The sequence below is a fragment of the Pseudomonas glycinis genome (assembly GCF_054871425.1).
Genome location: NZ_JBTYHF010000004.1, coordinates 254,992 through 274,033, shown reverse-complemented (window position 1 = coordinate 274,033; position 19,042 = coordinate 254,992). Strand labels below are relative to the sequence as shown.

The 19,042-nt window shown below is 60.1% G+C and carries 18 protein-coding genes; 10 read left to right on the top strand and 8 right to left on the bottom strand.

All coding sequences use genetic code 11. The annotated features are described in order from the left end of the window. The first annotated feature begins 92 nt into the window (after positions 1 to 92). A complete protein-coding gene (gene mprF / locus ACYSTU_RS11690) occupies positions 93 to 2,732 on the top strand; it encodes a bifunctional lysylphosphatidylglycerol flippase/synthetase MprF (protein WP_130930160.1) in 2,640 nt (879 codons plus the stop codon). Then, a complete protein-coding gene (locus ACYSTU_RS11685) occupies positions 2,732 to 4,027 on the top strand; it encodes a virulence factor family protein (protein WP_498998569.1) in 1,296 nt (431 codons plus the stop codon). Before mprF ends, ACYSTU_RS11685 begins: the two co-directional genes overlap by 1 nt. Positions 4,028 to 4,228: 201 nt before the next feature. Here the strand turns inward: ACYSTU_RS11685 and ACYSTU_RS11680 are convergent, their stop codons facing one another. The 3 genes from ACYSTU_RS11680 to ACYSTU_RS11670 are packed head-to-tail and all read right to left on the bottom strand — an operon-like array spanning position 4,229 to position 6,376. After that, the gene (locus ACYSTU_RS11680; RefSeq protein WP_125925226.1) at positions 4,229 to 4,912 is read right to left on the bottom strand and encodes a serine/threonine protein phosphatase; all 684 of its coding nucleotides are present in this window, start codon (positions 4,910 to 4,912) and stop codon (positions 4,229 to 4,231) included. After that, positions 4,909 to 5,607: a nucleotidyl transferase AbiEii/AbiGii toxin family protein gene (locus ACYSTU_RS11675; protein ID WP_122505737.1), complete on the bottom strand. Its 699-nt coding sequence runs from the start codon at positions 5,605 to 5,607 to the stop codon at positions 4,909 to 4,911. Before ACYSTU_RS11675 ends, ACYSTU_RS11680 begins: the two co-directional genes overlap by 4 nt. Position 5,608: 1 nt before the next feature. After that, positions 5,609 to 6,376, bottom strand: coding sequence for a MarR family transcriptional regulator (locus tag ACYSTU_RS11670; RefSeq protein ID WP_123442999.1), 768 nt, complete (start codon positions 6,374 to 6,376; stop codon positions 5,609 to 5,611). 474 nt (positions 6,377 to 6,850) lie between these two features. Here ACYSTU_RS11670 and ACYSTU_RS11665 point away from each other — a divergent pair, with 474 nt between their 5' ends. Next, the gene (locus ACYSTU_RS11665) at positions 6,851 to 7,177 is read left to right on the top strand and encodes a DUF3077 domain-containing protein (RefSeq protein WP_123443000.1); all 327 of its coding nucleotides are present in this window, start codon (positions 6,851 to 6,853) and stop codon (positions 7,175 to 7,177) included. A gap of 196 nt (positions 7,178 to 7,373) precedes the next feature. On the opposite strand, the gene ACYSTU_RS11660 is transcribed toward ACYSTU_RS11665, so the two are convergent. Further along, on the bottom strand, positions 7,374 to 9,215 hold the full coding sequence (locus ACYSTU_RS11660) for a potassium transporter Kup (RefSeq protein WP_371699263.1): 1,842 nt from the start codon (positions 9,213 to 9,215) through the stop codon (positions 7,374 to 7,376). 349 nt (positions 9,216 to 9,564) lie between these two features. On the opposite strand from ACYSTU_RS11660, the gene rimO reads away from it, so the two are divergent. The 6 genes from rimO (at position 9,565) to tsaA (ending at position 14,853) form a co-directional block, all read left to right on the top strand. Further along, entirely contained in the window at positions 9,565 to 10,902 is a 1,338-nt protein-coding gene (gene rimO, locus ACYSTU_RS11655; RefSeq protein ID WP_024011887.1) for a 30S ribosomal protein S12 methylthiotransferase RimO, read from the top strand. Between the two features lie 219 nt (positions 10,903 to 11,121). Continuing rightward, positions 11,122 to 11,595, top strand: a complete 474-nt coding sequence (locus ACYSTU_RS11650; protein WP_041478078.1) for a GNAT family N-acetyltransferase — start codon at positions 11,122 to 11,124, stop codon at positions 11,593 to 11,595. Between the two features lie 191 nt (positions 11,596 to 11,786). Further along, a complete protein-coding gene (locus ACYSTU_RS11645; RefSeq protein ID WP_076566200.1) occupies positions 11,787 to 12,497 on the top strand; it encodes an rRNA pseudouridine synthase in 711 nt (236 codons plus the stop codon). A gap of 70 nt (positions 12,498 to 12,567) precedes the next feature. Further along, positions 12,568 to 13,035, top strand: coding sequence for a YehS family protein (locus tag ACYSTU_RS11640; protein WP_016771408.1), 468 nt, complete (start codon positions 12,568 to 12,570; stop codon positions 13,033 to 13,035). Positions 13,036 to 13,201: 166 nt separating this feature from the next. Beyond that, a complete protein-coding gene (locus ACYSTU_RS11635) occupies positions 13,202 to 13,972 on the top strand; it encodes an SDR family oxidoreductase (protein WP_498998555.1) in 771 nt (256 codons plus the stop codon). A 182-nt stretch (positions 13,973 to 14,154) separates the two neighbouring features. Beyond that, positions 14,155 to 14,853: a tRNA (N6-threonylcarbamoyladenosine(37)-N6)-methyltransferase TrmO gene (gene tsaA / locus ACYSTU_RS11630; RefSeq protein ID WP_498998551.1), complete on the top strand. Its 699-nt coding sequence runs from the start codon at positions 14,155 to 14,157 to the stop codon at positions 14,851 to 14,853. A gap of 173 nt (positions 14,854 to 15,026) precedes the next feature. Here tsaA and fpr read toward each other — a convergent pair whose 3' ends face one another. Then, positions 15,027 to 15,806 carry a ferredoxin-NADP reductase gene (fpr, locus tag ACYSTU_RS11625; RefSeq protein ID WP_007908723.1) on the bottom strand — a complete coding sequence of 260 codons (780 nt, stop codon included), beginning with the start codon at positions 15,804 to 15,806 and terminating at the stop codon, positions 15,027 to 15,029. 132 nt (positions 15,807 to 15,938) lie between these two features. On the opposite strand from fpr, the gene ACYSTU_RS11620 reads away from it, so the two are divergent. Continuing rightward, positions 15,939 to 16,865 (top strand): LysR family transcriptional regulator, encoded by a 927-nt coding sequence (locus ACYSTU_RS11620; RefSeq protein ID WP_024011881.1) that lies wholly within the window; start codon positions 15,939 to 15,941, stop codon positions 16,863 to 16,865. Here ACYSTU_RS11620 and ACYSTU_RS11615 read toward each other — a convergent pair. The 3 genes from ACYSTU_RS11615 to ACYSTU_RS11605 all read right to left on the bottom strand — a co-directional run bounded on the left by ACYSTU_RS11615 (position 16,862) and on the right by ACYSTU_RS11605 (position 18,919). Beyond that, entirely contained in the window at positions 16,862 to 17,224 is a 363-nt protein-coding gene (locus ACYSTU_RS11615) for a diacylglycerol kinase (protein WP_016771411.1), read from the bottom strand. The genes ACYSTU_RS11620 and ACYSTU_RS11615 overlap by 4 nt on opposite strands. Before the next feature lie 74 nt (positions 17,225 to 17,298). After that, entirely contained in the window at positions 17,299 to 17,949 is a 651-nt protein-coding gene (gene erdR, locus ACYSTU_RS11610) for a response regulator transcription factor ErdR (protein ID WP_016771412.1), read from the bottom strand. Positions 17,950 to 18,172: 223 nt separating this feature from the next. Continuing rightward, a complete protein-coding gene (locus ACYSTU_RS11605; RefSeq protein ID WP_136492073.1) occupies positions 18,173 to 18,919 on the bottom strand; it encodes a tRNA-uridine aminocarboxypropyltransferase in 747 nt (248 codons plus the stop codon). Between the last annotated feature and the right edge of the window lie 123 nt (positions 18,920 to 19,042).

The following is a 19,042-nucleotide window of genomic DNA, read 5'->3' as shown; positions in this document are numbered from 1 at the left end:
AGGCGTAGTATTTTGTGATTATTTTTTTCTACAGGGATTGGTAACTTGGCTGGATACCTCCATCCTGTCGCGCACAATCCAAGAGGTGATTGATGCGCGCCAACTCGTCTGATCCACAAGACACCGTTACAGCAGAACAACCGATCAAACCCGAGCGTTTGCGCTGGCTGGATCGATTAAGCAAATACCGTCAGCCGATCGGTCTGGCCGTCACGTTGCTGCTGTTTGCCATTGCCCTGATTGCCTGCCGCCATCTGCTCGCCGAGCTTGATCTCGACGCGCTGCATGACTCGATTCTCGACGTGCCGAAGCCCGCCCTGCTTGGCGCCATCGGTGCGACCGTGGTCGGTTTCATCATTCTGCTCGGCTATGAATGGTCGGCCAGCCGCTACGCTGGCGTGAAACTGCCGCCGCGCACCCTCGCGCTCGGCGGCTTCACTGCATTTGCGATTGGCAATGCCATTGGTCTGTCGCTGCTGTCCGGCGGCTCGGTTCGTTATCGTTTATATGCGCGACTGGGCGTCGGTGCGTCGGAAGTTGCGCACATGACGCTATTTGCCAGCCTCTCGCTGGGCTGCGCCTTGCCGCCACTGGCAGCGCTGGCCACGCTGAGCAACCTGCCCGCCGCCTCGCAAGCGCTGGGACTGTCCGAAGTCTTGCTCGGCTCGGTCGCCGCTGCCGTACTGATCCTCGGTGCAGTGCTGGCGATCGGCATCTATCGCCGTCGTCTGCCGGAACAACCCTACCCCGACAATCTGCTGGTTCGTGCCGGGCGGCGCACCCTGCGTCTGCCGGGTCGGCGCCTGACGTTCCTGCAACTGGTGATCACCGCTCTCGATGTCGCGGCTGCCGCCACCGTTCTCTATTTATTGCTACCGGAAGCGCCGCCGTTTGCGCCGTTCCTGCTGGTGTATCTGCTGGCACTCGCCGCCGGTGTCCTCAGTCATGTACCTGGCGGCGTCGGTGTGTTCGAGGCGATTCTGCTCGCCGCGTTTGCCGACAAGCTCGGCGCCGCGCCGCTGGCAGCCGCACTGCTGCTGTATCGCCTGATCTACGTGGTGCTGCCGCTGCTGGTCGCTTGCGTACTACTGCTGATCAATGAAGGCCAGCGCCTGTTTCAATCCCAGACCATGCGCGCGGCGTCCGGTCTGGCCGCGCCGGTGCTGGCGGTGTTGGTGTTCCTGTCTGGCGTGGTGCTGCTGTTTTCCGGCGCCACCCCGGAGATCGACACGCGCCTGGAGCACATCGGTTTTCTGATCCCGCATCGTCTGGTCGATGCGTCGCACTTTGGCGCCAGCCTGATCGGCGTCCTCTGTCTGTTACTCGCGCAGGGCCTGCGCCGACGCCTGTCGGCGGCGTGGATGCTGACCACCATTCTGCTGCTGGTCGGCGCCCTGCTCTCGCTGCTCAAAGGCTTCGACTGGGAAGAAGCCACGCTGATGACGTTGACGGCCGCCCTGCTCGGCGTGTTCCGCCGCTCCTTCTATCGCCCGAGCCGTTTGACCGAACTGCCGTTTTCGCCGCTGTATCTGGTCGCCAGTCTCTGCGTGCTGGGCGCTTCGGCCTGGTTGCTGCTGTTCGCCTATCAGGACGTGCCCTACAGCCATCAATTGTGGTGGCAGTTCACCCTCGATGCTGACGCGCCGCGTGGTCTGCGCTCGCTGCTCGGCGCGGCGGTGTTGCTGGTGATCATCTCGCTGACCTGGCTGCTGCGCACCGCGCGCCCGGTGATTCATTTGCCGACGCCGGACGAACTGGATCGCGCGGCAAAAATCCTCATGGCCTCGTCACAACCCGACGGCGGCCTCGCGCTGACCGGTGACAAGGCGTTGCTGTTTCATCCCAACGATGAGGCGTTCCTGATGTACGCCCGTCGTGGCCGCAGTCTGGTGGCGCTGTACGACCCGATCGGGCCGAGCCAGCAACGTGCGGAAATGATCTGGCAGTTCCGCGATCTCTGCGATATCCATCACACGCGCCCCGTGTTCTATCAAGTGCGCGCGGAGAACCTGCCGTACTACATGGACATCGGCCTGACTGCGATCAAGCTCGGCGAAGAAGCCCGGGTCGATCTGCTGCGCTTCGATCTGGAAGCCAAGGGCAAGGAGATGAAGGACCTGCGCTACACCTGGAACCGTGGAACCCGCGATGGACTGTCGCTGGAAATCCATGAGCCGGGCCAGGCGCCGATGGACGAGCTGAAGGTGATTTCCGATGCCTGGCTGACCGGCAAGAACGTACGCGAGAAAGGCTTCTCCCTCGGCCGCTTCAGCGACGATTACCTGAAGCATTTCCGCATTGCGGTGATTCGCTTCGAAGGCCGCCCGGTGGCGTTCGCCAATCTGCTCGAGACCTACAGCCACGATCTGGCCAGTCTCGACCTGATGCGCGCGCACCCGGAAGCGCCGAAGCTGACCATGGAATTCATGATGGTCGGCCTGATTCAACACTATAAGAGTCACGGATACGCGCGCTTCAGCCTGGGCATGGTGCCGTTGTCGGGACTGCAACCCCGGCGCGGCGCACCGCTGACCCAGCGCCTGGGCTCGATGGTTTTCCGCCGTGGTGAGCAGCTGTACAACTTCCAAGGCTTGCGCCGCTTCAAAGACAAGTTCCAGCCTGACTGGGAACCCCGTTATATGGCCGTGCCCGCCGGACTCGATCCGCTCGTGGCGCTGGCCGACACTGCTGCCCTGATCGCGGGCGGCTTGACTGGATTGGTGAAACGCTGATGATTCAACGCTCCCTGAAGTACATCCTGGCCGCCCTGCTGGTGCTGGCCGTGATTGCCGGCGGCGGTTACTGGTACCTCAAACGTCCGGCACCGGAACCGACCGTCGAACAACTGAAACCCGCCGATGGCACAGCCATGATCCGCGTGATCCCCGGCAGCAAGCCGAAGGCTCAGGTGCTGGTGGCCGTCACCGACGAACAGAAGCTTTCCGAGAAACAACTGACCACCCTCAGCCGCAGCGCCTCGGCGCAGATCGTTCAGGTGATCCTGCCCAAGGACTGCCTGCTGCAAAGCCGCGCCCTGCAATCAGGCCTGCGCGAACTGAATGGCCCGGCCACCCTGGTCAGCGGCATCGGCCCAGGCGCTGTGCTGGCATGGCGCTGGCTGGCGGAACAGAAAGACGATAAGGCCCAGGCCATCTCCGTCGACTTGGCTCTGGAAAAACCCGGCTGCACCCACCTGTTGCCGAAATCCGCCGCCCACGGCCACTGGCTGGTGGCGTGGAACGACAACCCGGACGATGCCAGCGCAGGCTTCGTGCGCGATCAGCCGAACGCCGAAACCAGCATCAGCGACTACGACATCAACCTGCCGCAAGTGCTGAACAACGAACTGCGCAAAATCCTCGTCGGCGGCGACAAGGCCAACGGCGGCCTGGCGATCCCGGTAGTTGAAGTGCCGGCCGGTCAGGCCAACGACACCGTGACCCTGTTCCTCTCCGGCGACGGCGGCTGGCGCGACCTCGACCGCGACGTGGCCGGGGAAATGGCCAAGATCGGCTACCCGGTGGTCGGCATCGATACCCTGCGCTACTACTGGCAGCACAAAAGCCCGGAGCAAAGCGCACTGGACCTGACCGAACTGATGCAGCACTACCGGCAGAAATGGGGCACCAAGCGCTTCATCCTCACCGGTTACTCGTTCGGTGCTGACGTTCTGCCAGCGATCTACAACCGCTTGCCGGACACCGAGCAGCAACGCGTAGACGCGATCATCCTGCTGGCCTTCGCCCGCACCGGCAGCTTCGAAATCGAAGTCGAAGGCTGGCTGGGTAACGCCGGCAAAGAAGCCGCCACCGGCCCGGAAATGGCCAAGCTGCCAGCGGCCAAGGTTGTGTGCATCTACGGTGAAGAAGAGACCGATGAAAGTGGCTGCACGGACAAGACTGCAGTCGGTGAAGCAGTGAAACTGCCTGGTGGCCACCACTTCGACGAGAACTACCCGGCGCTGGCCAAGCGTCTGGTGGACTTGATCGAGAAGCGCCAGAGCAAGGACTCGGTCGCCGAAGAGTGATCTGAGCCGCATCCACAAAAGGCCCCCACAACTTCGCAGTTACGGGGGCTTTTTACATTCCAGCCGCCACCAAAATCCCCTGTGGGAAATCCCTGTGGGAGCGAGCCTGCTCGCGAAAGCGGTGGGTCAGTTTACAGATTCGTCGACTGACACTACGTCTTCGCGCTCCCACAGGGTATTGTGCCGGACTCAGACAACTCGTCAGTCCCGCCGGCCAAGCTGAACATCTATCCACGTGACATCATCGTCGCCAACGCTAAAGTCGCTATCCGGCGCCGCCAACAAACTGCTTTGCTGGACTTGCGTCAAGTCCGCCCAAAAGCCATCAGTGACAAATACCAAGCGCTCAACAGCCTCCAGTTCACACCAAACAAAGTCAGGGTTCGGAACCCGATTGATCTTCAAGCATCGCGTTACTGAATTTCGAGCTGGATCTTGCGCCAACTCACAGTGCGAACGGTCGCGCCGCCAATTGGCCTTGCAGTGAGGAGGCGTAATCCACTCGATGGCTCCCAACAGCGTCACAATCCCGCATGAACAGTCACCTTCGTATGCAACGGTGAGTCGGCCATGAGCGACCAAGCCAATCAGGTAACAGATGGCTCCCGTCTGATCAGCAGGCAACGACGCATGAAAATCCGACAGTATTGAACCCAATAGACGCTCGATAGCTCCGGGTTCTGCAGGATAGCCCCCCTGCTCCAACTGTGTGGAATGAGCCGCCAACATGCCGCTTACGAAGCATTCAGCCAGCTGTCCACTGCCGCGCCTTGAAGTGCCATCCGCGACAACAAAAAAACCACGGTCACCCTCACAGGTAGCTCCGGCATAGTCATTATTTGCTCTGCTGGCTTGCCCAGTGATTGATCGGGAGAGGTATCTCATGCGCTGGCCAGCGCTTTCATACGCCTGTGAATAATCTGCCCTCTGCCTGGATTCGCCTGCACCGAGCCTGAACTTTCGATCACGTAGCCAACCCCATCGAGCGCCATCAGCTTCTGGACTCCCTCTGTAATGAATGCCTTGAGGTCCTTGTCAGCCTGGACCACCTCCTCCAACAGCTCAGGCCGACCATCGATCAAGATGATCATGTCCTCGACATCCTTGTGATAAGGATCACCATTTCCCCGACCGGCGAAAGCTTCCAGTTTCGTCGCGAGAAAATACGTGGGCTGGAATATCTGGATGACAGTGCCGCTGGGCAAGGTGAATTTATCCGCACTCGCCAGCCCCTCGACGAACCAGCGGTTGGCATAGCCGAGTACTGCAGGGTCGGAAGGCATGACATCCACGACAACGTCATTGAAGCGAAAACGACAATTCACCTCGTCCTCACCCGTGATCTTGAATCCCTTGGCCGCCAGCCGTTCGGTGAGTTGGTTCCAGGCGCTGATACCGGCCAACTCGATCACTAGATCAACGTCATCAGTGAAACGAATGTCGTCCAGCACGGCTGTATCTGTAACCAGCATGGCGGTTGTGCAACCGCCAACAAAAGCAACTTCGGCGAGAAACGCCTCGCCCAAGCCTCCAGCCACGAACTCAATGAGTTCGTAGTTGTGATCCGCGTTTGACGACATGTTATTTCAGCCCCATCCCTGCCTTCAGAATACTGATTGCCACACCACACTCACGCGGACCACCCAGACGGATTGCATCAGCGAGCGCCAGATAGTGGTAAAGAATCCGGTCTTTTTTCACCGCTTCCGGCACTGTTTTGTAAAGCGGCTCGATCGCTTGGCCTCGCTCGGTTCCCTGCGCATCCGGCCAGACCGGAATCAAACCACCCGCACTCTTGATGCTTTTGGACAGCGCAGGCGCTGCAAAACCTGTGGGTATGCCACGAACCATCGCGCCAGGCTTGACCGGGAAGAAGTACTTCAGCGCGTGCTCGGTAATTTTCAGCAGTTCCCGGCGGTGCACTTTGGCAAGCCCGGTGTCGTAATCATGAATGAGCAATCCAGATTCCCGGCACCGGGCGAGAGCATTTGAGACTTCGCTTTTGCTCAGTCCGAGAGAGGCAGACAGCGCACGTAAGGAGTACCGATCACTCCAACTTGTCAGCGGTGGATCAGATGCCGGTTCCGCCCATCCCTCCCAACCTGGCCCATCAGCGAAAGGCGAGTCGAATTCGCGGCGCAGGAAGAGAGTGTCTTCCCCATCAGTGGAATAGGTGACCAATGGCTTCCCCACACTTTGCCCTGCGGTCATTCGGCTGACGACATAAGGCCTGAGCAGCTCTTCGACCCTGTCCGAATTCGATTCGGCCTCCATCTCCCCCATGAGGTTCTCTTCCTGAGCGTGGAGACTGGCCATTTTGAACAATAGTAAAATGTCTTGACTCTTCATTTAGATCAAAACCTCAAGTGTCCACATTCCATAAAACGTGGACACTTGTCTCACTACCGAGGCCGGGTCGTCAAGCCCTTGGGTAAATCACTAATCGCTGCATACCTTGCCCGCATATCGTCATGGCTGTGTTCGTGTCAGACGTTTAGTATCGTTTACTTCCAGTTTCGCAATATCAGATGACGCCCACAGACCTTGTAGGCAAACTCCGAAACTCGTGTTCGGGCGCTTTGCCGCTCTATTGCGCTGTTTTTCGACGGGATACTCTCCGGACGTCGCTGACCCATTCAGCGATCGGGTGTGGTAACCCGGAGAAACCATCGCAACAGCGCGCTCCTCAAGTTATGGCGGCTGTGCGTGGGACGCTTTCGGGCGTGCCGGTTTCCTTGGTTCCCGGTTTACCACCCTGCGTACAGTTGCCTCCCTTTCGCGTGGTAACGAAAGTCGCGGCACTTCGAACCAAGGAGTAACACGATGACCGAAACTGATCTGCACGGACTTGCAAACGCTAAAACCATCGGCTTCACCCCTTTCCTCTACAACTCGGATCGAGCGTTCTTCAACGTCCGCGCCGGCATCCCGATCATCGATGCCTTGTCCCAATCCTCCGACCTGCTGTCCCTCGCCAAATCCTTCGCCGAGGACGCTGCCTTCATCAGAGACACCGACCGCCATGCCTGGGCGGCGCATTATCTGACGGTGATGGGCAAAGCCTTGATTGATGATGTGATTCAAGCGCTGATGCCGCGACCTGCTCGCACAAAGACCGAATCTGAAGAAGAATCGCCTGAAAGCCACTAACACCACAGAACCCTTGTGGGAGCGAGCTTGCTCGCGAATGCGGAGGGTCAGTTAAACAGATTGTCGACTGACACTACGCCTTCGCGAGCAAGCTCGCTCCCACAGGGGATTTGCGTGGGTTCGAGGTTTATGTGCGGGCACAAAAAAGCCCCCGCCAGCCTTGAAGCTGACGGGGGCTTTTCAGTTGAAGCGAGGCTTACATCTCCACCTGCGTCCCCAACTCGATCACTCGGTTCAACGGCAGATTGAAGAACCGCAAATTGCCATTGGCATTCTTCAACATGAACGCAAACAGCGCCTCTCGCCAACGCGCCATCCCCTCAAGTTTCGAGGCAATCACCGTTTCCCGGCTAAGGAAGTAGGTGGTGCGCATCGGGCTGAAGTCCAGATCATCCAGATGACACAGCTTCAACGCTTGCGGCACGTCCGGCTCGTCGGTGAAGCCGAAGTGCAGGATCACCCGGAAGAAACCCTCTCCGTGCGCTTCGACCTCGAAGCGCCGCGATGGCGGCACACGGGGGATATCTTCGTAGACCACCGTCAGCAACACCACTTGCTCATGCAGCACCTGGTTGTGCAGCAGGTTGTGCAACAAGGCATGGGGCACGGCGTCGGAGCGGGCGGTGAGGAACACGGCGGTGCCCTGCACGCGATGCGGCGGTTGCACGCGGATGCTGCTGATGAAGATCGGCAGCGGCAGCGCGCCTTCGTCGAGGCGTTCGACCAGCAGTTGTTTGCCGCGCTTCCAGGTGGTCATCAGCACGAACAGCGCGATACCGGCGATCACCGGGAAGGCGCCGCCCTGGACGATTTTCGGCACGTTGGCGGCGAAGTACAGACCGTCCACCAGCAGGAAGCCAAGCAACACCGGCACCGCGAGGATCGGTGGCCACTTCCACAGCAGCAGCATCACGGCGGACACCAGAATGGTAGTCATCAGCATGGTGCCGGTCACCGCCACGCCGTAAGCCGAGGCCAGTGCACCGGAGGATTCGAAGCCCAGCACCAACAGGACCACGCCGACCATCAGCGCCCAGTTCACCGCGCCGATGTAGATCTGGCCTTGCTCATCGCTGGAGGTGTGCTGGATGTACATGCGCGGTATGTAACCGAGCTGGATCGCCTGACGGGTCAGGGAGAACGCACCGGAAATCACCGCTTGCGAAGCGATCACCGTGGCCAGGGTCGAAAGGCCGACCAGCGGAATCAGCGCCCAGCTCGGTGCCAGCAGGTAGAACGGGTTACGCGCTGCGTCAGGGTTTTCCAGCAGCAATGCGCCCTGGCCGAAGTAGTTGAGCACCAGCGCCGGCAGCACCAGCAGGAACCAGGCGCGAGCGATCGGCTTGCGGCCGAAGTGGCCCATGTCGGCGTACAGCGCTTCGGCGCCGGTCAGCGCCAGCACTACCGCGCCGAGGATCGCTACGCCCATGCCCGGGTGCACGACGAAAAAATTCACCGCCCACATCGGGTTCAGCGCGTGCAGCACTTCCGGGGTGTGGCTGATGCCGTACACACCGAGGGCGCCGAGGACGAGGAACCAGGTGACCATGATCGGCCCGAACAGAATGCCGATCCGCGCAGTACCGTGGCGCTGGATCAGAAACAGCGCGACCAGCACGACCAGCGACAGCGGCACCACCCAGTGATCGATGCCTTCAAACGCCAGGCCGAGGCCTTCGATCGCCGACAGCACCGAAATGGCCGGGGTGATCATGCTGTCGCCATAGAACAGCGCCGCGCCGATCAGCCCGCACACCACCAACAGCGTGCGCAGACGCTTGCGCCCCGCCGCTGCCCGCCGTGCCAGTGCCGTCAGGGCCATGATGCCGCCCTCGCCCTGGTTGTCGGCGCGCAGGACGAACATCATGTATTTGATCGAGACCACCCAGATCAGCGACCAGAAGATCAACGACAGAATGCCGAGCACGCCGTCGTGATTGACCGGCACACCATAACCGCCGGAAAACACTTCCTTGAGGGTGTACAACGGGCTCGTGCCGATGTCGCCATAAACCACCCCGACCGCCGCGACCAGCATGCTCAGCGGTCTGCTTGCCGAACCCTCGGCGCCCGCCGCATGACTACTTGCCTGACCCATCCAACACTCCTGATCTCGATACCGGCTTCTTTGAAGGAAGCACTATGCTTTGAGTTGCAGCATGCGCTGTTTTACCTGTTGTTACAGACCAATGATTGACTGCACGAAATCGGTAAAGCTCAACGGCGCGAAGCATAGCGCAGCACTCGTCGTATTTCCCCGTATAAAGCTGGTCAAGTGCGTTGCCCGCCGCTAGAATTGCGCACTTTTTGATCAGAGGCGCATCTCAAGCGCCCATCCGTCAGCTGCCGCGCGTGGCCAGCGACGTCACAAAACACCGAGGTTAGACATGTCCACCACTCCTGCGCCGGCCAATCCAAAGGTTGGCTTTGTATCTCTGGGTTGCCCGAAAGCACTGGTCGACTCCGAGCGCATCCTGACCCAGCTGCGCATGGAAGGCTATGACGTGGTGTCCACCTATCAGGACGCCGACGTCGTGGTGGTCAACACCTGCGGCTTCATCGATTCGGCCAAGGCTGAATCTTTGGAAGTGATCGGTGAAGCGATCAAGGAAAACGGCAAGGTCATCGTCACCGGCTGCATGGGCGTGGAAGAAGGCAACATCCGCGACGTACACCCGAGCGTGCTGGCCGTGACCGGTCCGCAGCAGTACGAGCAAGTGGTCAACGCCGTGCACGAAGTGGTGCCGCCGCGTCAGGATCACAACCCGCTGATCGACCTGGTGCCGCCGCAAGGCATCAAGCTGACCCCGCGCCACTACGCGTATTTGAAGATTTCCGAAGGCTGCAACCACAGCTGCTCGTTCTGCATCATCCCGTCGATGCGCGGCAAACTGGTCAGCCGTCCGGTTGGCGATGTGCTCGACGAAGCCCAGCGCCTGGTCAAATCCGGCGTTAAAGAGCTGTTGGTGATCTCGCAAGACACTAGCGCTTACGGCGTTGATGTGAAATACCGCACCGGTTTCTGGAACGGCGCGCCAGTGAAAACCCGCATGACCGAGCTTTGCGAGGCGCTGAGCACCCTGGGCGTCTGGGTCCGCCTGCACTACGTTTATCCGTACCCGCACGTCGACGAGCTGATTCCACTGATGGCCGCCGGCAAGATCCTGCCGTACCTGGATATCCCGTTCCAGCACGCCAGCCCGAAAGTCCTGAAGTCGATGAAACGCCCGGCGTTCGAAGACAAGACTCTGGCGCGCATCAAGAACTGGCGCGAAATCTGCCCGGACCTGATCATTCGTTCGACCTTCATCGTCGGCTTCCCGGGCGAAACCGAAGAAGACTTCCAGTACCTGCTCAACTGGCTGACCGAAGCCCAGCTCGACCGCGTCGGCTGCTTCCAGTACTCGCCGGTTGACGGCGCGCCAGCGAATGATCTGGATCTGGAAGTGGTGCCGGACGACGTCAAGCAGGATCGCTGGGAGCGCTTCATGGCGCACCAGCAGGCGATCAGCTCGGCACGCCTGCAAATGCGCATCGGTCGTGAGATCGAAGTGCTGGTGGATGAAGTTGACGAACAAGGCGCGGTTGGCCGCTGCTTCTTCGACGCCCCGGAAATCGATGGCAACGTGTTTATCGACAATGGCAGCAACCTGAAGCCGGGCGACAAGGTCTGGTGCAAGGTGACTGACGCCGACGAATACGACCTGTGGGCTGAGCAGATCTAAGCACCGCAAAATACCTGTGGGAGCGAGCCTGCTCGCGAATGCGCTGGGTCAGTCGCTGTAAATATTGCCTGACACAATGCCTTCGCGAGCAGGCTCGCTCCCCACAGGGGGATAGCGCTGTATCCAGAAGCCCCGCTCTTTTCCGAGATACGGGGCTTTTTTGCGGCTATCGTTTAGCGGGGGACGGACTCCCTTGAACCGCACAAGAGGCACACGCACATGCGTCAGCATTCGGTCATTCACACACCGAAAATCAGCGATTACGAAGAACTGACCCGGGTCTGGGAGGCCTCGGTCCGTGCAACTCATCGGTTCCTGCCGGACAGCTATATCGAGCTGCTGCGCAATCTGGTGCTCACCCGCTATCTCGACGCGGTCATGCTGATCTGCACCAAGGACCGCCAGCAGCGCATCACCGGGTTTGCCGGTGTGGCGGCGGGCAAGATTGAAATGTTGTTCATCGATCCTGATCATCGTGGTCAAGGCTTGGGCAAGCAATTGCTGCGCTATGCGATCGAACGGCTCAACGCCGATGAACTCGACGTCAATGAGCAGAACCCGCAAGCCTTGGGTTTTTATGAAAAGCAGGGATTTGAAGTGATCGGCCGCTCCGAGGTCGATGGCATGGGCCAGCCGTATCCGCTGCTGCATATGCGCTTGCGGCAGTCCCAACAGCGCTCAGGCAACGGCTGACACACCATGAACCCCCTGTGGGAGCGAGCCTGCTCGCGAATGCGGTGTACCAGTCACTGCACACATAGACTGGCTGGACGCCTTCGCGAGCAGGCTCGCTCCCACATTGAATACAGCGCCTGCAAATGGAACCGGGCTTAACCGCTTCCACACAGGTACAATGCCCACCCCTTTTTTGTTACGGCCCCGTCATGACTGACCCGATTCGCCTCTCCAAACGCCTCATCGAACTGGTCGGTTGCTCCCGCCGGGAGGCCGAGCTGTTCATCGAGGGCGGCTGGGTCACCGTGGACGGCGAAGTCATCGATGAGCCGCAATTCAAGGTCGGCGAGCAAAAGGTCGAGCTCGACAAGGACGCCAAGGCCACCGCGCCGGAGCCGGTGACCATCCTGCTCAACGCGCCCGCCGGCATGGATGTCGACAGCGCCATGCAAACGCTCAGCGCCGAAACCCTCAGCGAAGAGCATCGCTACGGCAAGCGCCCGTTGCGCGGGCATTTCCTGCGCCTGACCGCCAGCGCCGACCTGCAGCCCAAGGCCAGCGGCCTGCTGGTGTTCACCCAGGACTGGAAAATCCTGCGCAAGCTCACCGCCGACGCTGCGAAGATCGAGCAGGAATACATCGTCGAAGTCGAAGGTGAGATGGCTGCCCACGGCCTCAACCGTTTGCAGCATGGCCTGACCCACAAGGGCAAAGAGCTGCCGCCGGTCAAGGCCAGTTGGCAGAACGAAAACCGCCTGCGCTTCGCCATGAAAAACCCGCAGCCGGGAATCATCGCGCAGTTCTGCGAAGCGGTCGGCCTGAAGGTCATCGGCATCCGCCGCATCCGCATCGGCGGCGTGTCGATCGGCAAGGTCCCGCTCGGCCAGTGGCGCTACCTGTCCGGCAAAGAGAAGTTCTAGAACTTTCACTGCCGCCACACATTTCGGCAGTGCTTACGAGCGCTGCCCACAACGCATCAGGAATACCGACATGGTTCATAACGACGTACTGCGCAGCGTGCGCTACATGCTCGACATCAGCGACAAGAAAGTTGTCGAGATCATCAAACTGGGCGGCATGGACGTCACGCTCGCCGATGTCATCACCTGGCTCGACAAGAAAGAAGAAGACGAAGAAGGCTTCGTGCGCTGCCCGGACGAAGTCATCGCGCACTTCCTCGACGGCCTGGTGATCTTCAAGCGCGGCAAGGACGAAAGCCGTCCGCCACAGCCGATCGAAGTGCCGGTGACCAACAACATCATCCTGAAAAAACTGCGTGTGGCCTTCGAACTGAAAGAAGACGACATGCACGCTATCCTCAAAGCCGCCGAGTTTCCGGTATCCAAGCCTGAACTGAGCGCGCTGTTCCGCAAGGTCGGCCACACCAACTATCGCCCGTGTGGCGACCAGTTGCTGCGTAACTTCCTCAAAGGGCTCACGCTGCGCGTGAGAGCGTAAAGCAGCTACAAGCTGCAAGCTGCAAGTTAGCCCCTGCTTTAACTTGCCGCTTGTGGCTTGCAACTCGAAGCAGGCCGCATGGCCCCTCATTCCCTCCAAAAATAATGGCTCCGCTTTTCGCGGCTGACGACTAGGGTGTACTGATCCCTAATCTTCAGGATTCGCCATGCATCCCTACTTTTCCCTGCAAGGCCGCACCGCTCTGGTGACTGGCGGTACTCGTGGTATCGGCAAAATGATCGCCAAGGCATTCGTCGAGGCCGGCGCCCATGTCTACGTGTGCTCGCGCGACGTCGAAGCCTGCCATCAAACCGCCGAAGAACTTGGCGCCATGGGCACTTGCCACGGCGTGGCGGCAAATCTGGCGACCGAAGAAGGCGTGCGGGAATTGGCCGCGCGTCTGGGTGAGCAGATCACTCATCTGGACATTCTGGTGAACAATGCCGGCACCACGTGGGGCGCGCCGCTGGAGAGTTATCCGGTCAAGGGCTGGGAGAAAGTCATGCAGCTCAACGTGACGTCGGTGTTCAGTTGCATCCAGCAGTTTCTGCCGTTGCTGCGCAAGGCTGGCTCGGCGGCGAATCCGGCGCGGATCATCAATATCGGTTCGGTGGCGGGGATTTCATCGTTTGGCGAGCAGGCGTATGCCTATGGGCCGAGCAAAGCGGCACTGCATCAGTTATCGCGCATTCTGGCGCGGGAACTGGTGAGCCAGCACATCAACGTCAACGTGATTGCGCCGGGACGATTTCCGAGCAAGATGACCCAGCATATTGGTAATGATCAGCAGGCGTTGGCTGAGGATACGGCGCTGATTCCGATGAAGCGCTGGGGGCGTGAGGAAGAGATGGCGGCGCTGGCGATCAGCCTGGCGACTACGGCGGGTGCTTATATGACCGGGAATATCATTCCGCTGGATGGTGGCTTCAGCCTCTGACATCGGCGGTGTGACTATCGCTGGCAAGCCAGCTCCCACAGGGTTCTTTGGTGTTTGAACAATCCAGGTTCACTCAAAAACCTGTGGGAGCTGGCTTGCCAGCGATGGCGTCCGCCCTGTCACCACCAGACTTGAAGCGAGCCGGGTTATCATGCCCGCCCTACCCGCTTCGATCCCAGACCATGACTTACAGCGTCTCCCCCATCGGCTTCGTGCGCTCCTGCTTCAAGGAGAAGTTCGCCATCCCCCGCCAGCCGCAACTGGCTCCGGCCGCCCGTGGCGTGCTGGAACTGGTCGCGCCGTTCGATCAGGGTGACGCCGTGCAGGGGCTGGAGCAGGTCAGTCATGTCTGGCTGTTGTTTCTGTTCCACCAAGCCCTGGAAGACAAGCCACGCCTGAAGGTGCGCCCGCCTCGCCTGGGCGGCAACAAGTCGATGGGCGTATTCGCCACCCGCGCCACGCACCGGCCAAACGGCATCGGCCAATCGGTGGTGAAGCTGGACAGCGTCGAAGGTAATCGGCTGTTTATCTCCGGGATCGATCTGCTCGACGGCACACCGGTGCTGGATATCAAACCCTATGTGCCGTATGCCGACATCATCCCTGGGGCGACCAATGACATCGCCAGCGCGGCGCCGCAGTTGATCGACGTGCAGTGGGCGGATTCGGCTTTGAAACAGGCGCACGCCCACGCTCAGCGCCTCGATGAGCCGTTGGTTGAGCTGATCGAGCAGTGCCTGGCGCAGGATCCGCGTCCGGCGTATCAGACGCCGGCGCCGGAACGTGAATATGGTGCACAGTTCTGGGATCTGGACGTGCGCTGGCATTACCCGACGCCCGAACAGATCCGCGTGCTGGAAGTCATCCCGGCCGGGGCATAAAACTCGCAAACGAAAAAGCCCGCGCTGCCTTCTCAGGCAGCGCGGGCTTTTACTGTCACACCGAAAAACCAACTGTGGGAGCGAGCCTGCTCGCGAAGGCGTCGTGTCATGCAACATCAACGTTGATGACAGACCGCATTCGCGAGCGGACTCGCTCCCAAAGGTCTCGCAGGTTATTTTTCGACGAAAGCACGCTCGATCAGGTAATCACCCGGCTCGCGCATCCGCGCCGAGATTTTCAGGCCGAAGCTGTCGAGCACTTCGCTGGTCTCGTCGAGCATGCTCGGGCTGCCGCAGATCATCGCGCGGTCGTCCTGCGGGTTGATCGGTGGCAGGCCGATGTCGCTGAACAGCTTGCCGCTGCGCATCAGGTCAGTCAGGCGGCCCTGATTCTCGAACGGCTCGCGGGTCACGGTCGGGTAGTAGATCAACTTGTCACGCAGCGCTTCGCCGAAGAACTCGTTCTGCGGCAGGTGCTCGGTGATGAATTCGCGGTAAGCGACTTCGTTGACGTAACGCACACCGTGAACCAGGATCACTTTCTCAAAGCGCTCGTAGGTTTCCGGGTCCTGAATCACGCTCATGAACGGCGCCAGACCGGTGCCGGTGCTCAGCAGGTACAGGTGCTTGCCCGGGTTCAGGTCATCAAGAACCAGCGTGCCGGTAGGCTTCTTCGAGATGATGATCTCGTCGCCTTCCTTCAAGTGCTGCAGCTGGGAGGTCAGCGGACCGTCCTGCACTTTGATGCTGAAGAATTCGAGATGCTCTTCCCAGTTCGGGCTGGCGATCGAGTAAGCGCGCATAAGCGGGCGGCCGTTGGGCTGTTGCAGGCCGATCATCACGAACTGACCGTTCTCGAAGCGCAGGCCCGGATCGCGGGTGCACTTGAAGCTGAACAGAGTGTCGTTCCAGTGATGAACACTGAGGACACGCTCGTGGTTCATGTTGCTCATGTACGTTTGACTCCTGGAGATTGGTCTGCGCGGCTCAATGAGGCTCAACGTGCGCAATTGCATCGCATTCTAATAGCGACGACAATATCTGTTAACTGGATTATTAAGATAAGGGTTATCGGTTATATCGATATGCGATTTACTCTCCGTCAACTGCAAGTCTTCGTCGCCGTCGCCCAGCAGGAAAGCGTATCCCGTGCTGCGGGTCTGCTCAACCTCTCGCAATCGGCGGCCAGCACTTCGATCACCGAGCTCGAGCGCCAGTCCAGCTGCCAGCTGTTCGACCGCGCCGGCAAACGCCTGAGCCTCAACGCCCTGGGCAAACAACTGTTGCCGCAAGCGGTCGCCCTGCTCGACCAGGCCAAGGAAATCGAAGACCTGCTCAATGGCAAATCCGGTTTCGGCTCTCTATCAGTGGGGGCGACGCTGACCATAGGCAACTATCTGGCCACCCTGCTGATCGGCAGCTTCATGCAGCGCCACCCCGAAAGTCAGGTCAAGCTGCACGTGCAGAACACTGCCAATATCGTGCAGCAGGTCGCCCACTACGAAATTGATCTGGGTCTAATCGAAGGTGATTGCAGCCACCCGGACATCGAAGTGCAGAGTTGGGTCGAGGATGAGCTGGTGGTGTTTTGTGCGCCGCAGCATCCGTTGGCCAAACGCGGCAGTGCGACAATGGAAGAGCTGACCCATGAGGCATGGATTCTGCGCGAGCAGGGTTCCGGCACGCGGCTGACCTTCGACCAGGCCATGCGTCACCATCGCAGCGCGCTGAATATTCGCCTGGAGCTGGAACACACCGAAGCGATCAAGCGCGCAGTGGAATCAGGGCTGGGGATTGGCTGCATTTCGCGGCTGGCGCTGCGCGATGCCTTCCGGCGCGGCAGTCTGGTGCCGGTGGAGACGCCGGATCTGGACCTGGCCCGGCAGTTCTATTTCATCTGGCACAAACAGAAATACCAGACCTCGGCGATGCGCGAGTTTCTCGAGCTGTGTCGCGCTTTCACCGCCGGGGTGCAGCGCAGCGACGAGATCGTCTTGCCGACCATCGCTTAAAGCAGAATCACCGCCCACACCAGTCCGATCATGCTCAGCGCCACGAACTGCGCGGCGCTGCCCATGTCCTTGGCGTTCTTCGACAGCGGATGCAATTCCAGCGAGATGCGGTCAATGGCCGCTTCCACCGCCGAATTGAGCAGCTCGACAATCAGCGCCAGCAAGCAAACCGCGATCAACACCGCCTGCTCGACCCGGCTGACATTAAGGAAGAATGTCAGCGGAATCAGCACCACGTTGAGCAGCACCAATTGGCGGAATGCCGCTTCGCCAGTGAAGGCGGCGCGCAGGCCGTCGAGCGAATAGCCGGACGCGTTGAGGATGCGTTTCAGGCCGGTCTGGCCCTTGAAAGGTGACATAAGAAAGAAACCAGCCAAAAAGGTGTGGGGAAGCTAGATCAACGAAAGTCAAAAAAGCGTGAAACCGCCAGCCATCACTGGCTGGGAATTGACTCAAGTTGTTGCAGCAGTAAAGCCGCTTGCGTGCGAGTGCGCACGTTCAATTTGCGAAAGATCGCCGTGACGTGGGCCTTGATGGTCGCTTCCGACACGCTCAGCTCATAAGCGATCTGCTTGTTCAGCAAACCTTCGCAGACCATGGTCAGCACGCGGAACTGTTGCGGCGTCAGGCTCGCAAGGCCATCGCTGGCGGCTTTCGCTTCATCCGACACACTCACTGCTTCGAACGCTTGCGGCGGCCAGAACACGTCGCCATCGAGCACCTTGCGCACCGCTTCCTGAATCACGCTCAGATCGCTGGATTTGGGAATGAAGCCACTGGCGCCGAACTCGCGGGACTTGACCATCACCGAAGCTTCTTCCTGGGCCGAGACCATCACCACCGGAATCTGCGGATACTGCCCGCGCAGCAGCACCAGCCCGGAAAAACCATAGGCGCCGGGCATGTTCAGATCCAGCAGGACCAGATCCCAGTCAGCCTTTTCGGTCAGGCGCGCTTCCAGTTCGGCGATGCTCGCCACCTCCACCAGCCGCACGTCCGGGCCAAGGCCCAGCGTCACCGCTTGGTGCAGGGCGCTGCGAAACAGGGGGTGATCATCGGCAATCAGGATGTCGTATGTGGCCATTTTTCAAATGATCCTGTTTTTGATGGCAGACGCGGTAGATTCCGGTCTGGCCAAAGCAACTCGAGACAACGCTTGGCAGCGATATCCACAGGGGCACGTTCGACGCCAATCAACAGCAAACACGGCGTCTCAAACCTTGGCCGCACCCTAATCGGCGCCAAGCATGCCCAGCGCAGCCGGGGTGGTCAAGCAAGATGGCCAGCGCTGTCGACAGTATGGGCCACTATCGGGCCAACTCCGGCTGCGGCTTTCGTATATAGGGCAGCAGCTCGGCGTGAGCGGGCGTTGATTCATTCATGTCCAGTTGCTGCTTGGCACCGAGGTAATGCTGGCTGAACACATCGAAATAGGCGTCCAGCGCCGAAGCGGCAGCGCTGTCACCGGCCAGTTCCAGGCACAACGCTGCGACTTCGGCGGTGCACAGGTGCTCGCTGCGGGTCGAACGGCGCAAGCGATAGCGCGAGAGTTTGTCGGGCAGCAGGCTGAGGATCGGCAAGCGGTCGAAATACGGACTCTTGCGAAAGATCTTGCGCGCCTCGGTCCAGGTCGCATCCAGCAGTATGAACAGCGGGCGCTTGCTGCTATCGACTGTCACCGTGTTGGTCACCCGCGACGGTTCGACATACTCACCCGGAAACACCAGATACGGCTGCCACTGCGGATCGTTGAGCAATGCAAGCATCCGCGGGTCGGGCTCGGTGCGTGACCAGATGAACGCATGGTTGTCGCGCACCACATCGGCAATCAGCCAGCCGGTGTTGCTTGGCTTGAACACTTCCTTGCCGGTCATGATCAGGCACACGCCGGAACGGGTGTCGACGCTTGGCCGCCACGCGCACAGGCAATGACTGATGATGACCCTGCAATCGCGGCAACGCTCGGAGCGAAAGCCGCGCGCCTGAATCGGCTTGATGCCTTCGTCCTCGCGCTGATCGCGCAGGCGGGCCACGGCGTTGGGGGCATGGATCATCGCAGGCAACACCGGCAGACAGGAAAACTCGACACGAACGACACTCGGCAGGGCAATAAAGGCCGGCAGTTTACCAGAGCGACGGCCGCAAGCCTGTACCGTCCAGACCGGCTCCCCTATAAT

Excerpts from the sequence above, each read along its gene's own strand:
- ACYSTU_RS11645 (WP_076566200.1), top strand. The coding sequence starts at position 11,787 with ATGACTGACCCGATTCGCCTCTCCAAACGCCTCATCGAACTGGTCGGT.
- ACYSTU_RS11680 (WP_125925226.1), bottom strand. The coding sequence starts at position 4,912 with ATGAGATACCTCTCCCGATCAATCACTGGGCAAGCCAGCAGAGCAAAT.
- ACYSTU_RS11675 (WP_122505737.1), bottom strand. The coding sequence starts at position 5,607 with ATGTCGTCAAACGCGGATCACAACTACGAACTCATTGAGTTCGTGGCT.
- ACYSTU_RS11635 (WP_498998555.1), top strand. The coding sequence starts at position 13,202 with ATGCATCCCTACTTTTCCCTGCAAGGCCGCACCGCTCTGGTGACTGGC.
- rimO (WP_024011887.1), top strand. The coding sequence starts at position 9,565 with ATGTCCACCACTCCTGCGCCGGCCAATCCAAAGGTTGGCTTTGTATCT.
- erdR (WP_016771412.1), bottom strand. The coding sequence starts at position 17,949 with ATGGCCACATACGACATCCTGATTGCCGATGATCACCCCCTGTTTCGC.
- ACYSTU_RS11685 (WP_498998569.1), top strand. The coding sequence starts at position 2,732 with ATGATTCAACGCTCCCTGAAGTACATCCTGGCCGCCCTGCTGGTGCTG.
- tsaA (WP_498998551.1), top strand. The coding sequence starts at position 14,155 with ATGACTTACAGCGTCTCCCCCATCGGCTTCGTGCGCTCCTGCTTCAAG.
- mprF (WP_130930160.1), top strand. The coding sequence starts at position 93 with ATGCGCGCCAACTCGTCTGATCCACAAGACACCGTTACAGCAGAACAA.
- fpr (WP_007908723.1), bottom strand. The coding sequence starts at position 15,806 with ATGAGCAACATGAACCACGAGCGTGTCCTCAGTGTTCATCACTGGAAC.
- ACYSTU_RS11640 (WP_016771408.1), top strand. The coding sequence starts at position 12,568 with ATGGTTCATAACGACGTACTGCGCAGCGTGCGCTACATGCTCGACATC.
- ACYSTU_RS11670 (WP_123442999.1), bottom strand. The coding sequence starts at position 6,376 with ATGAAGAGTCAAGACATTTTACTATTGTTCAAAATGGCCAGTCTCCAC.
- ACYSTU_RS11660 (WP_371699263.1), bottom strand. The coding sequence starts at position 9,215 with ATGCTGGTCGCGGCGGTCGGGGTGGTTTATGGCGACATCGGCACGAGC.
- ACYSTU_RS11665 (WP_123443000.1), top strand. The coding sequence starts at position 6,851 with ATGACCGAAACTGATCTGCACGGACTTGCAAACGCTAAAACCATCGGC.
- ACYSTU_RS11650 (WP_041478078.1), top strand. The coding sequence starts at position 11,122 with ATGCGTCAGCATTCGGTCATTCACACACCGAAAATCAGCGATTACGAA.
- ACYSTU_RS11620 (WP_024011881.1), top strand. The coding sequence starts at position 15,939 with ATGCGATTTACTCTCCGTCAACTGCAAGTCTTCGTCGCCGTCGCCCAG.
- ACYSTU_RS11615 (WP_016771411.1), bottom strand. The coding sequence starts at position 17,224 with ATGTCACCTTTCAAGGGCCAGACCGGCCTGAAACGCATCCTCAACGCG.
- ACYSTU_RS11605 (WP_136492073.1), bottom strand. The coding sequence starts at position 18,919 with ATGATCCATGCCCCCAACGCCGTGGCCCGCCTGCGCGATCAGCGCGAG.